The organism is Chloroflexota bacterium (assembly GCA_016887485.1).
Taxonomy (GTDB): Bacteria; Chloroflexota; Anaerolineae; order Anaerolineales; family Anaerolineaceae; genus Brevifilum.
The window spans coordinates 1,709,045-1,722,341 of sequence record CP069394.1 but is presented as its reverse complement, the minus strand read 5'-3'; the positions used below and the strand labels follow the sequence as shown (position 1 = coordinate 1,722,341).

Here is a 13,297-nt window from a genome sequence, read left to right as displayed (position 1 = left end):
GCCTTTCGATGGTGAAAATTGAATAATTTAATGCTGGAATTATCTTGACCTTTAGCGGTAAATCGGATAGACTCATAAATCGCACTGGACTTGAATTGTGTGGCTAGTGAGCCTTGCGCTTAGATATAGGCTTTGGTATAATCGTGCAGTCTTTGCGCTTACTGAACATTAAAAAGTGCGAATTTTGCCGATGTAGCTCAATGGTAGAGCAATCGCCTTGTAAGTGATAGGTTATGGGTTCGATTCCCATCATCGGCTCAGGTTACACGTTTGCGACCGGGATTGATTTATTCTGAAACGATCCCGATCTCGAGCGGGTAACACACTCGCTTGATCCTGGACGGTTACCCAAGTGGTCAAAGGGGGCTGACTGTAAATCAGCTGGCACAGGCCTTCGTTGGTTCGAATCCAACACCGTCCACTACTGAACGCTTAATACGGCGTGCAGTCGGATCGGCTGCCCTCATAGCTCAGTCGGTAGAGCGCATTCTTGGTAAGAATGAGGTCATGGGTTCGAATCCCATTGAGGGCTTTCTGCCGAAAGACAATTAAGAGAATTAAGGTTGAGGCTTTTTTACTAAGGAGAAAGGTTAAGATGGCCAAGGAAAAATTTGATCGATCAAAACCGCATATGAACGTAGGCACGATGGGGCACATTGACCATGGTAAAACCACGTTGACAGCGGCGATCACAAAAGTACAGGGACTGAAGGGCTACGCAGATTATCGGGCCTTTGACACAATCGACAATGCGCCGGAAGAAAAAGATCGCGGTATCACGATTAACATTTCACACGTTGAATATGAGTCTGAAAAACGGCATTACGCTCACGTGGATATGCCGGGTCACCGTGACTACATCAAGAACATGATCACTGGTGCGGCGCAGGTTGATGGCGCAATTCTGGTAGTGGCAGCTCCTGATGGAGCGATGCCCCAGACCCGTGAGCACGTTCTATTGGCCCACCAGGTTGAGGTTCCCAGCATCGTAGTCTTCCTGAACAAGGTTGACATGATGGACGATCCTGAGCTGTTGGAACTGGTTGAAATGGAACTCCGTGAAATGCTGAGCAGCTACGGTTTCCCTGGAGACGACATTCCGATCATCCAGGGTAGTGCACTCCAGGCTCTGGAATGCGAATCCACCGATCCGAACGCTCCCGAATATGCCTGCATCAACGAACTGATGGATGCCGTTGATAACTACATTCCGCTGCCGGAACGTGACGTTGACAAACCGTTCATGATGCCCGTGGAAGACGTCTTCTCGATCAAGGGCCGTGGTACTGTGGTGACCGGCCGTATTGAACGCGGTATTGTTCATACCAGTGACCCAGTTGAGATCGTCGGTCTGCAGGAAAAGAGCATGAGCTCGGTCGTGACCGGTGTGGAAATGTTCCACAAACTTCTGGACGAAGGTATGGCGGGTGATAACGTTGGTTTGTTGCTTCGTGGTATCGGTCGTGAAGATGTGGAACGTGGTATGGTTATTGCCAAACCCGGCAGCATTACCCCCCACACGAAGTTTGAAGGTGAAGTCTACATCCTGACCCGTGAAGAGGGTGGACGGCACAGTGCATTCTTCACTGGCTATCGTCCGCAGTTCTTCATCCGGACAATGGATGTTACCGGCACGGTGACCCTGCCCGAAGGTACCGAGATGGTGCTGCCTGGCGACCGTGTGAACATGGAAGTTGAATTGATCGTGCCTGTGGCGTTGGAGAACGGTTCCCAGTTCGCTATCCGTGAGGGTGGCCTGACCGTGGGTGCCGGTGTGATCTCCAAGATCATTGAGTAATAAAACTATTTAGGAAGGATAGCATGGCTGCCTCGGTCAAAGAGGCAGCCATGGTAAAATACACATGGCAAAAAAGAAGGGTATCCGCCCGGTTATTACACTGGAATGCACGCAATGCCAGGAACGGAACTATACGACTGAGAAAAATCGGCGTAATGATCCGAGCCGGATGGAGTTGAAAAAGTATTGTCCGCGATGTAAGGAACATACCCTGCATCGTGAGGTAAAATAAGCTGACGAGGTAGGAGAACTCTTACTTTACAGCATGCACAGGCCAGTAGCTCAATTTGGCAGAGCACCGCTCTCCAAAAGCGGGGGTTGTGGGTTCGATTCCTACCTGGCCTGCCTGAATTTTTCAACGCCGTCTATTATGGGCGGCGTTTTGGACGTAAGCAAGGAGTGACTTGTGACGCCGAAAAAGAAGAAAGTTAGTTTAGGTCAAAGGTTCCAACGCTTTTTACGAGAGACAGTTGGTGAGCTGCGTAAGGTCACCTGGCCCACGCCCGAAGAAGCATGGAAGATGACACGCATCGTGCTGGTTGTAATGGTTGTCATGGCGGTCGTGTTAGGTGCATTGGATTTTGTATTTGCAAAGACGATCTCCTTCCTGGTTAACCTTTAGGCTTTAAACTAAGAAGAGATAGGTGTGCAATGATGGCAGCAGAAAATCTAGAAGGACAGGTTCCAGAAGAAGAACGCGAAGAATCCGCCATTGAAGCGGAAGAAACACTCGCGCCAGCCGACGATGCTGCCGAACAACCTGACACTGTGATCGAAACGGCAGATAACGCTGAAGAACAACCCGCTTCCGATTCGGAAGATATGGAAGAACCGGATGATGACCGCGGTTGGTTTGTGGTTCATTGTTATTCCGGTTACGAAAATAAAGTCAGGCACAATCTGGAACAGCGGATTGAATCCATGGGTATGAAGGACCAGATATTCGATGTGGTCATTCCCACTCAGGAGGAAATCGAAGTTAAAGATGGCAAACGGCGATCTATTGAGCGCCACGTTTTCCCGGGTTATGTTCTGGTCAATATGATCATGAGCGAAGAATCCTGGTATGTGGTTCGCAATACTCCCGGCGTAACTGGGTTTGTTGGTATGGGTAATGACCCCATTCCGCTCCGGCCTGAGGAAGTCTCCCAAATTCTTCGCAGGATGGAAGCTGAAGCACCAACCATCAAAGTTACCTACAAGCCTGGCGAGACCGTCCGCATTGTGGATGGACCGTTCAACGACTTCCATGGCACTGTGGACGAAATTGATATGGAACGCTCAAAAGTCCGGGTGATGGTGAACTTCTTCGGACGTTCAACCCCAGTTGAACTGGACTTTTTGCAAGTCGAAAAAATCTAACGACTACGTTTTAGTTAAATGTGGGAGGGTTTTCGAACCCGTTAGAACCACAAAGGAGTATACAAGTGGCAAAGAAAGTAAAGGCAATAATTACCCTGCAGATCCAGGCTGGTAAGGCAAACCCGGCGCCCCCGATTGGCCCGGCTTTGGCTCAGCATGGTGTGAACATTATGGCGTTTTGCAAGGACTACAACGGCCGTACCGCTGCGCGGGCTGGCGAGATTGTCCCTGCTGAGATCACCATTTTTCAGGACGGTTCTTTCCGTTTTAAATTAAAATCATCACCTGCAGCTATCCTGCTCTGTAAGGCAGCTGGGATTGAAAAAGGGTCCGGTGAACCCAATCGTACTATGGTTGGTTCAGTCACCCGCTCACAGGTTCGTGAAATTGCGGAACAGAAGTTCAATGATATGAATGCTGTGGATATTGAAGGTGCTATGCGTCAGATCGAAGGCACCGCCCACAATATGGGAATCACAGTTGTTGAAGATTAATTATTAATGATGTGGGAGGGCTCATTCAGCCCGTTGGAACCACAAAGGAGTTTTCATGGCTAGTCATGGTAAAAAATATCTAAGTGCTCGCGAAAAGATCGATAAGGATACTTTGTATGAGCCTTTGGCAGCGATTAACTTGTTGAAAGAAGTTGGCTTCGCCAGTTTTGATGAAACAGTTGAGGTTCATATTCGAACCAGCTTGGACCCCCGCCAGGCAGATCAGCAGATCCGCGACGTAGTTGTTATGCCCAATGGCTTGGGTAAATCCGTCAAGGTGATGGTCTTTGCTCAGGGTGAAGCTGCTGATGCAGCTCGCGCAGCCGGTGCGGATTACGTTGCTGACTCTGAAGAAATTGTAAATAAGATCCAGGGTGGATGGACTGATTTTGATGTCGCCATCGCCACCCCTGATATGATGGGCACCGTGGGTCGCTTGGGCCGTGTTCTTGGTCCCCGCGGCTTGATGCCGAACCCGAAAGCTGGCACCGTTGTCCAATTGGACCAGATGGCTGGTGCCATCAAAGAAGCGAAAGCCGGTCGGATTGAATTTCGTTTGGATAAAACCGCGAACATTCATGTTCCGATTGGGAAATTGTCGTTTACTGCTGAGCAATTGGATGAAAACCTTCAGGCTTTCATGCGTGCCCTGCGGCAGGCTCGTCCTGCAGCCGCCAGCGGTAACTTCATCCGCCGTGTGACCCTGACCTCAACAATGGGCCCTGGCATCAAGGTGGATCCTTACGCTTCAACATTAACTTTGTAAGTTGTACGGATTGTGCTATAATCCGTAATGCAAATCTGAAAAGTCAATACTGAAGATTTCTTCGCTGAAGAAAGCAGGTGCTCCATCCGGAGCTTAATATCCCGCCGAGGTGAAGGCAGACCAGAAATAACGGATACCAGTTGGTATTTTGTTCCAAAGTCTTTGCCTCAGCGAAAATTGAGGCAAAGACTTTGACGATTAAAACACTAAAACTGGAAGGAGGTGAACACTTTGGCGTTTACTCGTAATGAAAAAGAAGCTATGGTCGCTCAATATAAAGAGTGGGTGGACAATAGCACGGCATTTTTTGTGGTTTCCTACCAGAACATGGGTATGTCGGCGATTGATGATGCACGCGCAAAGATGCGTGATGTCAATAGCGAGATCCATGTCGTCAAGAACCGGCTGTTCCGTCTTGTGATGAATGAGATGGGCATCGAGTTTGATGAGAATTTCTGGGAGCAAAACAATTTGGTTGGCTTCGCTTTTGGCGAGGCTCCTGCCGCTGCGAAAGCACTCAACGAGCTCACAAAGGCTAATACCTTTGATGTGCGCATGGGCTATATGGATAACAATCTGCTAACTGCAGATCAGGTGAAGGCACTTGCCGATCTACCATCCCAACCCGTTATGCGCGGTATTTTGCTGGGCACCATCATGGCTTCTGCCACCAAACTGGTACGCACTCTGGCCGAACCCGCACGTTCTATGGCTGCGGTTGTCAAAGCCTACTCTGAAGAACCTCAGGCTGCTAGTAGCGCTGCCTAAGAATTTTAGACAAAACAAACCATCGGCACAGATGTGCTGAAATTATTAGAAAATACACATTTTTAGGAGAATTGAAAATGGCTGATTTAGAAAAATTGATGGATCAATTGAGCGAGCTTACCGTTTTGGAAGCTGCTGAACTGGTTAAATTGTTGGAAGAAAAATGGGGCGTTTCCGCCGCTGCTCCTGTCGCCGCCGTTGCTGCTGCACCTGCTGCTGCCGCTGAAGAAGTTGAGGAAAAGACTGAATTTGATGTTATCCTCAAGAGCGCTGGCCCCAAGAAGATCGAAACCATTAAGGTTATTCGCCAGCTCACCAACCTGGGCCTGGTTGATGCCAAGAATATGGCTGAATCCGCAGACAGCAAAATCCTCGAAGCTGTTGGCAAAGATATTGCCAATGACGCCAAGGAAAAACTGGAAGCTGCTGGCGCAGAAGTCGAACTCAAATAAGAAGTACCCAGTTTTAGTGAACAAAACCCCTGTCCATAAAGACAGGGGTTTTTTCATAAAAGAAAACCCCGGCGCTTTGAAAGGCCGGGGTTGGGCTTTATTGGGGGAAGTTTAGCCGCCCTGGAGTCGTCGGATCACCAGGACGACCTTGCCCTGAACTTTGACCTGGGCGGGGTTGTCAATGATGATGGGGTCCATCAATGGGTTGGCAGGCTGCAGCCGCACTCGACCGTTTTCCTGATAGAAGTACTTCAGAGTTGTCTCGTCCCGATCCGTCAGCCAAACAGCGACCATTTCGCCATTGTCAGCCCGGTTTACCGGGCGCATAACGACGATATCGCCGTCATTGACCATTGCATCAATCATGGAATCACCCTGCACTTCAAGAGCAAAGAGGTCGGCGGTTTTTTCGCGTGGTGGGAGGAGGCTGCGTGCAATTTCGATCCCGGTCTCCTGGTCGTAATAGTTAAAATCGGAGGTGGGGACGGGAACCGGCTCACCGGCGACGATCCGTCCGACAACCGGAATCTGGAACATATCTGAGATGGCCTGGGCAGCTTGAATCAGGTTGCCTTCCAGAGTGCGCACCAGACGAATCCCGCGGGAGACATTGCTCTCCCGTTCAATGTAGTTCATCTCCTCAAGTTGATTGAGGTAATAATTCACGACGGAAGTGGAGCTGATATTGGTGTTTTCACCGATCTCGCGGATCGATGGGGGAAATCCGTTTTCGTTTTGGAAGCTTTCCAGGAATTTGAGGATCCTTTTATGTCGTTCTCCCAGACCTGCTTTCTTACGTGCCATCATGTCAGGCTCCTTTTAGTAAACCCGCTCATTTGTGCTAATTATTATTTCTAATAATACACGAACATACGTTCGGTGTCAAGATGGCGGTCAAATTGTTAAAATATCTCAATATTATGACTCTATCATACCCAGCAGAAGGCTGCGAATGGATACTGAATGATGCGGTTATAATGAAAATTCAATTACTGATGTTGAGAGGTGCAGAATGACAGTTCAATCGTATATTAAAGCAATGCCAAAGGTCGAATTACACGTCCATCTGGAGGGTTCCATCCGGCCGGAAACCTTTTTGAAGCTGGCTGGACGGCATAAGATTGAACTGCCTGCGCATGATCTGGAAGGACTGCGGCGCTGGTACCAGTTTACCGATTTTAATCATTTCATCGAGGTTTATCTGAAGATCGCTGCCTCGCTGAAGACCCCCGAAGATATCGAATTGATCGCCAGGGAATTCCTCAGTGGGCAAGCGGAACAAAATGTGCGTTATTCTGAGGTGATCTATTCGCCCTATAACCAGTTTTTGGCCAACGGGATTCCCTTTGATGAGCAGCTGGATGCGCTCAACCGGGCGCGGAGCTGGGCGGAACGTGAACATGGCGTCCATTGCCAATTCATTATGGACATCTCCCGGGAGACCACGCCGGAGCAAGGTGAGATTGTGGCCGGTTGGGCGATTGGCGGGATGGGGCAGGGTGTTTGCGGGCTGGGATTGGGTGGCCCGGAGATTGGCAATCCCCCGGAGAAATTCAAATCAGCCTTTGAGATGGCTTTTGAGGCCGGGCTGCCTGCTATGCCGCATGCCGGGGAGACGGTCGGCTCGGAATCGGTACGCGGCGCGCTGAAATGGGTGCATCCCGTGCGGCTGGAGCATGGCGTGCGCGCTATGGAAGACCCGGCGCTTGTGGATATTCTCCTGGAGAGCCAGATACCATTGGATGTCTGTCCGACCAGCAATATCTGCCTAAAGGTTTATCCTTCATTGGCAGAACATCCGCTGCCCAGGATGTTTGACCTTGGCTTGAATGTGACGTTGAATTCTGATGATCCGCCGATGTTTAATACAACCCTGACACAGGAATATCTCAACGCCGTGGAGGTGATGGGAATGGACCTTGAGCAGTTACAACAGATGGTGCGGAATGGCATTAAGGCTTCCGTGCTCGGGGAGGCGGAGCAGCAGGATTTATTGACGATGTTTGAGGTGGAGAATGAGCGCCTGGCGGGGATTCATTTAGGATAGCAGATTGTGGTTTCTTTGGTGTCACGTGCCGCGGAGCGCACGTGACCTACTTTTTGTCATTCCGAGGAACGAAGCAATCTCTGAAATTGAGTATTTAAGTATAAGAACTTAACAAAAGCTCAAAGTCATCGGTTTACTGAAACAAAAGACGCCCAATTGGGCGTCTTTTCGTCTCTCTTATTAGCGGGGATTAATCTTCCAGAATCTCAAAGCTGGTGATGATCTCGGCTTTACCGCGCAGCGTGGCGGCAACGGAACAATATTTCTCCTCCGAAAGCTCAATGGCCTGCTCCACATTTTTCTCTGTCAGCCCATCGCCTTTGACCAGGAATTTGATGTAGATCTTGCGGAAGGTCCAGGGTGGGTCGGCATCCTGTTCAGCAGTGACCTGAACTTCCAGGTGGGAGAGGGGAGTGCGCTTTTTGGCAAGGATATCCACAACATCCACCGAGGCGCAGCCCGCCAGGGCGGATAGGATCAGCTCGGAGGGTTTCATCCCGCTGTTCTCTTTGGGGGTGGACATCACGACGGAATGTCCGGTGGAATCGGTTGAAACGAAACGGTTACCGCCGGGAATCCAGCGCAGGGTGGTTTGACCAGACATTTATGATTACTCCTTAAGTTTTCGCTATGAGACTTTGCCCAGCAGTTTGACCAGATCCATCATCAGAGCCCGTTGGGCCTCCGGGTCGTTTTGGTCGGTCGGGTTCATCAGGCAATCACTGGCAACATCCTGCATGAAGTTCAGGCTGGCCGACTGCACGGCTGAACGGATGGCTATCAGTTGCTGGAGGATCTCGCGGCAATCGCGATTCTCGTCGATCATCTTCTGGACGCCACGCAGCTGACCCTCAATCCGGGAAAGCCGTTTATGGATCTGCCCTTTGACCTCTGGGTTTTCAGTTTTTATGATCATTTACAATCCTTCGTCAGGCCGCCGGCCTGACCAATGACTAACCTGCTCAGGAAAAGCCACCGGAGGAGCCACAGGAAGAACCGGAAGATCCGCTTCCGGAGCTGGTGCCATGAGCGGCAACCCGTGAGATGAGCCGGTGGGTCTGGTTTGACTTGCAACCAGGGCATTCAGGTGAATTGATATTGGGATCGGAGAAGCGCATCAGTTTCTCGAATTCTTCTCTACAATCCTCGCAAGCATACTCATAAATGGGCATTAATAAAAGCACCTCCAAATGCTATACTGGGGTATAGTATATTCGTATACCTATGAATTGTCAATTGAAAGTTGGATTGGGTTTCCCCTCATCCGGCACTTTGTGCCACCTTCCCCCCGAGGGGAAGGCAGAAGATAGTTGAATCCCTATTTTCCCGATGAGATTATTCAGATGTAAATTTATTGTGAGTCCTAATTAAGGCTTTTCCTTGAGGAGAAGCTGGCTGAACAGCAGGCTGGTGAGGTGGGGCATGGTTTTTCCCCTCATCCGGCACTTTGTGCCACCTTCCCCCCGAGGGGAAGGCAGAAGATAGTTGAATCCCTATTTCCCCAATGAGATTATTCAGGAGTATCTATTTTTATCAGTCCTAATTAAGGCTTCTCCTTGAGGAGAAGCTGGCTGCATAGCAGGCTGATGAGGTGGGGCATGGTTTTTCCCTTATCAGGCACTTTGTGCCACCTTCCCCCCGGGGGGAAGGCAGAAGATAGTTGAATCCCTATTTTCCCGATGAGATTATTCAGATGCAAATTTATTGTGAGTCCTAATTAAGGCTTCTCCTTGTTGAGAAGCTTGCTGCGCCACACGCTGATGAGGTGATGTGTTTCCCCCTCATCCGGCACTGCGCGCCACCTTCCCCCCCAGAGGGAAGGCTTAAGATATGTGAATTATTTTCTAAGGCGTAGGAGAGAGGGCAATGAGAACCGCGGGATGGCTTTGGGAGAATACGTGGATCCTGTGGCAATCGAATCGGCTGCCAGGATACCGCTTTGAATGGCGGGGCCGATACCCTCACCCATGTCACGGGTGGCCAGCCCCAGCGAATCGCCGATTAGCAGCACGTTGCCCTGGCGGGGGGTGAGGTTCCGCGGCCGCAGGTAGTAGCTGTAACCCAGGGGATGAAAATCGTGGTTTCTTACCAAATTCAACTCCGCAAGCTTGCAAATCAGGCGCTGCCAGTGCTGATCGAGGCTTGTTCCCCGCTTTTTCAGCCCAGCAGCCGCACCGCCAATACCAACATTGATATAGCCGCCCGTTTTGGGTACAAACCAGGCATAGCCGGGCAAACCATCTTCAAAAAACCAAAGATGGCAGCGGGGGTCGTTGACCGGATAGGAGAATTCCTCTTCTTTAGCGAGGATTAATCCATTTTCCCGGTCTTCTTTCGCCATCGGAAAGAATTTCGCTTTGACCGGGCAGTGGGTGCCACCCGCCCCGACCAGGTAGCGCGATTCATATTGCCCATCAATTATGAATTTTTCCCCACGCTGTTCAATCTCAGCTACCCGATGATTCACGACCGGCGCCCCAGACCTGGTCAGGAACCAGTTGTCAAATTCCAGCCGGCGAATGGCATACTGATCGGTACGCATGCGGAAATGGAGACCCTTGAGGGAGATTTCAAAGGAGGTGAAGTGGGTCAGGCCCAGTGGATAGTCACCGGGCGATATCTCCAGCAAGCGGAAAAGAGAAGGCGTGACCCAGCCGGCACAGGGTTTCTGGCGGGGGAAATCGGCCTTATCCAGGATAAGCACATCCAGCCCATGCCGGATGAGCCGCTGGGCACAGGCCGATCCGGCCGGACCGCCGCCCACAATCAGCACATCTTTTTGGATCATAGGCTGCCTCAGACTAACCGGCAGTCGGGTTGGGGGGTGCCGGGGCGGGTCATCACGATCTGCCAAAGCTGCGTTGAACGGGAGCGGAAGCCGCCGGCGCTGCTGAGCAGGTAATAATTCCACATCCGCCGGAAGCGCTCGCCATATTTCTCTTTCAGCTCCGGCCAGGCAGCGTTGAAGTTGGCATGCCAGGCCATCAGGGTCTGATCGTAATAGGGGCCAAAATTGTGCCAGTCTTCCATCACGAAACGGTCTTCCATCGCCCTACCTAGCTGGGTGATGGAGGGCAGCATACCGTTGGGAAAGATGTATTTATCCGTCCAGGGATCCCCGGTAGTAATGCTGTGGTTGCCGCCGATGGTGTGGATGAAGGCGACCCCGCCAGGTTTAAGGGTTCGCTCCACCACATCCATATAGGTGGGGTAATTCTTATAGCCGACATGCTCCATGACACCAATCGAGATCACGGCGTCAAATTCCCCGGTGACCTCGCGGTAATCCTGCAGCCGCAATTCCACTGGCAGCCCCTCGCAGAGTTCATTGCCAAGCGCGACCTGCTCTTTGGAGATGGTCACGCCGAGGACCTGGCAGCCATGTTTTTCGGCGGCATATTTGGCGAAGCTGCCCCAGCCGCAGCCCAGCTCCAGGATTCGCATACCGGGGTGGGCCCCGATCTTGCGGCAGACCAGCTCGAGTTTGGCTTCCTGGGCGTCATCCAGATTGTCGGCATCGCGCCAATAGGCGCAGGTGTAGTTCAGGCGTTTATCCAACATGGCGTTGTAAAGGTCATTACCGAGGTCATAATGCTGTTCACCGACCACATGGGCGCGTTGGCGGGACTGGCGGTTGGTCAGCTTGGCGCGTGCCACCTGGAAGACCAGGCGAAGGTTTTTCTCCACTTCAGTCCGCAGGTCAGCCCGCAGGGCACGGTCAATGAATTGGTCAATGGCCTGACAATCCCACCAGCCATCCATATAGGCTTCGCCGAGGCCCAGGGAAGCATCCCGCAAAATCTGGTCATAGAGGCGGTCATCGCGCACCTGGATATCCCAGGGTCGATCGCCATTGGCTTGAATGTCAGCAGTTTGGAGGAGATCCCTAACAATTTTCTCGGATTTACGCATCATTTCATCCTTTTCTTGTTGGGACAGTTAACTATATAACCCGAATGGGGTGATAAGGTGCTACTCTTCTATATTAGACAATTGTGGTAGTAAATTTCAAGGGTGTAGTTTATTTTTTGGGGAGTACGCCCCCTACCTGCCTGCAAACAAAGCGCAGCAGGCAGGTAGGGGTTATAGTATCCGATTCCTTTTGGCTTCCTTCCTTGACACCCCCTTCATTTTTAGTGATAATATATGCATTGAAATATGTCATCGGCCAAGACAGAGGAAAGTAGGCTGGCGGAAGTTGACAGGGCGGTGCGGGCAAGACTGAGACCCACACCCTGCTGAACCCAACCGAAGTTCCCTCTCGAGCCGCTCAGGTGAAGCCGCAGGTGCGTAGTCTGAGCCGTCCCGTCCGACGTTACCCGGGCAGCCAATTGCTGTAGCTGTTGGCAATGAGTGGGTCGTGCAGTGCGCCTGTGCGGCTAATGAAGGTGGTACCGCGGTCAACCCCGTCCTTTGGTGAAGGATGGGCGTTTTTATTTAAACGTTCGGGTTGCAGATGACAGCCCATAAATGACTTATTTTTAGGAGGAAGGTTTAAATGGCAGATAAAGCAGCAGAACTGGCAAAACTGCAGACGATCCAGGCGGAAGGTCTGGCGACTCTGGAAGCCGTTGCCGAAAAGGAAGAACTGGAAGCCTGGCGTGTTTCCAACCTGGGACGCAGCTCACCTGTGATGGGCGTCTTCAGCAGCATGGGCACAATGGATAAGGAACTGCGGCCTGTGATGGGTAAAGCGGCCAATGAAGTCCGCACTGCTCTGGAAACCGCTTTTGAAGCCAAGCGGGAGGTTATTGAAGCCGCCGCATTGGCAAAGGAACTCGAAACCGAATTTTTGGATGTGACCATGCCCGGGCGTCCCGTGGAACGCGGCCGCCTGCACCCGTTGACCCAGGTGCTGCGCCGGATCGTGCGTACATTTGGCGATATGGGCTTTCAGGTCTATCGTTCCACTGAAGTGGAGACGGATGACTATAACTTCACTTATCTCAACATGCCGCCCTATCACCCGGCGCGCGATATGTGGGATACCTTCTATACCAAGGACGAAGGCGTTCTGTTACGCACCCACACCTCCGGCGGCCAGATCCATGTGATGCGAGAACGCGCACCTGAACCGATTCGGGTGATCCTGCCTGGCACGACCATGCGCTATGAACAGCTTTCCGCACGCAGCGAGATTGAATTCGCACAGGTGGAAGTTCTGGTGATCGGTGAAAAAGTGACCTTTGCTGAGTTGAAAGGCACCCTGGAAGATTTTGCCAAACGGCTGTTTGGTGAAGAAGCCCGCACCCGTTTGCGGCCTTCGCACTTCCCCTTCACGGAGCCCAGCGCTGAGATGGATGTGGAATGTTTTGTCTGCGGTGGCAAAGGCTGCGGCGTTTGCAAGGAAACCGGTTGGCTGGAGATCCTCGGTTGTGGGATGGTCCACCCGGTGGTGCTGGAATATGGCGGCTATGACCCCAAAAAATATTCCGGCTTTGCGGCTGGGATGGGCATTGACCGCAGCACCCTGATGCGCTATCGGATCGATGACATCCGCCATTTCCGCAATAATGATATTCGGTTCCTCAAGCAATTTTAAGAATGGTGAATCGAAATTGGTGAGTAGTATTTGGTGAATGGAGACTGGTGGAAGTTCTGCGGTGGAGA

The 13,297-nt window shown here is 51.4% G+C and carries 17 protein-coding genes, 4 tRNA genes and 1 other annotated feature; of the genes, 14 read left to right on the top strand and 7 right to left on the bottom strand.

The window, feature by feature from the left end:
• Positions 1–186: 186 nt before the first annotated feature.
• From JR338_07845 to rplL, 12 genes are all read left to right on the top strand, one after another.
• Positions 187–258 (top strand) — tRNA-Thr (locus JR338_07845).
• An 80-nt stretch (positions 259–338) separates the two neighbouring features.
• Positions 339–421, top strand: a tRNA-Tyr gene (locus JR338_07840).
• A gap of 38 nt (positions 422–459) precedes the next feature.
• Positions 460–532, top strand: a tRNA-Thr gene (locus JR338_07835).
• A gap of 63 nt (positions 533–595) precedes the next feature.
• Positions 596–1,798 carry an elongation factor Tu gene (tuf, locus tag JR338_07830; protein QRN82346.1) on the top strand — a complete coding sequence of 401 codons (1,203 nt, stop codon included), beginning with the start codon at positions 596–598 and terminating at the stop codon, positions 1,796–1,798.
• A gap of 64 nt (positions 1,799–1,862) precedes the next feature.
• Entirely contained in the window at positions 1,863–2,030 is a 168-nt protein-coding gene (gene rpmG, locus JR338_07825; GenBank protein QRN82345.1) for a 50S ribosomal protein L33, read from the top strand.
• Positions 2,031–2,069: 39 nt separating this feature from the next.
• Positions 2,070–2,143 (top strand) — tRNA-Trp (locus tag JR338_07820).
• A gap of 61 nt (positions 2,144–2,204) precedes the next feature.
• On the top strand, positions 2,205–2,420 hold the full coding sequence (gene secE, locus JR338_07815) for a preprotein translocase subunit SecE (protein ID QRN82344.1): 216 nt from the start codon (positions 2,205–2,207) through the stop codon (positions 2,418–2,420).
• Positions 2,421–2,452: 32 nt separating this feature from the next.
• A complete protein-coding gene (nusG, locus tag JR338_07810) occupies positions 2,453–3,160 on the top strand; it encodes a transcription termination/antitermination protein NusG (GenBank protein ID QRN84387.1) in 708 nt (235 codons plus the stop codon).
• Between the two features lie 65 nt (positions 3,161–3,225).
• A complete protein-coding gene (gene rplK / locus JR338_07805; protein QRN82343.1) occupies positions 3,226–3,654 on the top strand; it encodes a 50S ribosomal protein L11 in 429 nt (142 codons plus the stop codon).
• 55 nt (positions 3,655–3,709) lie between these two features.
• Entirely contained in the window at positions 3,710–4,420 is a 711-nt protein-coding gene (locus JR338_07800; protein QRN82342.1) for a 50S ribosomal protein L1, read from the top strand.
• A 46-nt stretch (positions 4,421–4,466) separates the two neighbouring features.
• Positions 4,467–4,622, top strand: a sequence feature (ribosomal protein L10 leader region).
• 29 nt (positions 4,623–4,651) lie between these two features.
• Positions 4,652–5,188: a 50S ribosomal protein L10 gene (locus JR338_07795; protein QRN82341.1), complete on the top strand. Its 537-nt coding sequence runs from the start codon at positions 4,652–4,654 to the stop codon at positions 5,186–5,188.
• Between the two features lie 77 nt (positions 5,189–5,265).
• Positions 5,266–5,640: a 50S ribosomal protein L7/L12 gene (gene rplL / locus JR338_07790; GenBank protein ID QRN82340.1), complete on the top strand. Its 375-nt coding sequence runs from the start codon at positions 5,266–5,268 to the stop codon at positions 5,638–5,640.
• A gap of 111 nt (positions 5,641–5,751) precedes the next feature.
• Here rplL and lexA read toward each other — a convergent pair whose 3' ends face one another.
• Entirely contained in the window at positions 5,752–6,444 is a 693-nt protein-coding gene (gene lexA / locus JR338_07785) for a repressor LexA (GenBank protein ID QRN84386.1), read from the bottom strand.
• 208 nt (positions 6,445–6,652) lie between these two features.
• On the opposite strand from lexA, the gene add reads away from it, so the two are divergent.
• Positions 6,653–7,687, top strand: a complete 1,035-nt coding sequence (add, locus tag JR338_07780; GenBank protein ID QRN82339.1) for an adenosine deaminase — start codon at positions 6,653–6,655, stop codon at positions 7,685–7,687.
• Positions 7,688–7,877: 190 nt separating this feature from the next.
• Here the strand turns inward: add and JR338_07775 are convergent, their stop codons facing one another.
• The 6 genes from JR338_07775 to JR338_07750 form a co-directional block, all read right to left on the bottom strand.
• Entirely contained in the window at positions 7,878–8,291 is a 414-nt protein-coding gene (locus JR338_07775; GenBank protein QRN82338.1) for an OsmC family protein, read from the bottom strand.
• Positions 8,292–8,315: 24 nt separating this feature from the next.
• Positions 8,316–8,603, bottom strand: a complete 288-nt coding sequence (locus JR338_07770; protein ID QRN82337.1) for a metal-sensitive transcriptional regulator — start codon at positions 8,601–8,603, stop codon at positions 8,316–8,318.
• A 46-nt stretch (positions 8,604–8,649) separates the two neighbouring features.
• On the bottom strand, positions 8,650–8,859 hold the full coding sequence (locus JR338_07765; GenBank protein ID QRN82336.1) for a zinc ribbon domain-containing protein: 210 nt from the start codon (positions 8,857–8,859) through the stop codon (positions 8,650–8,652).
• Positions 8,860–9,524: 665 nt separating this feature from the next.
• On the bottom strand, positions 9,525–10,475 hold the full coding sequence (locus tag JR338_07760) for an NAD(P)/FAD-dependent oxidoreductase (protein QRN82335.1): 951 nt from the start codon (positions 10,473–10,475) through the stop codon (positions 9,525–9,527).
• An 8-nt stretch (positions 10,476–10,483) separates the two neighbouring features.
• The gene (cfa, locus tag JR338_07755) at positions 10,484–11,599 is read right to left on the bottom strand and encodes a cyclopropane fatty acyl phospholipid synthase (GenBank protein ID QRN84385.1); all 1,116 of its coding nucleotides are present in this window, start codon (positions 11,597–11,599) and stop codon (positions 10,484–10,486) included.
• Between the two features lie 403 nt (positions 11,600–12,002).
• Positions 12,003–12,155, bottom strand: coding sequence for a hypothetical protein (locus JR338_07750; GenBank protein QRN82334.1), 153 nt, complete (start codon positions 12,153–12,155; stop codon positions 12,003–12,005).
• Between the two features lie 30 nt (positions 12,156–12,185).
• Between JR338_07750 and pheS the strand changes: the two genes are divergently transcribed.
• Positions 12,186–13,229, top strand: coding sequence for a phenylalanine--tRNA ligase subunit alpha (gene pheS, locus JR338_07745; GenBank protein QRN82333.1), 1,044 nt, complete (start codon positions 12,186–12,188; stop codon positions 13,227–13,229).
• Positions 13,230–13,297: the final 68 nt, after the last annotated feature.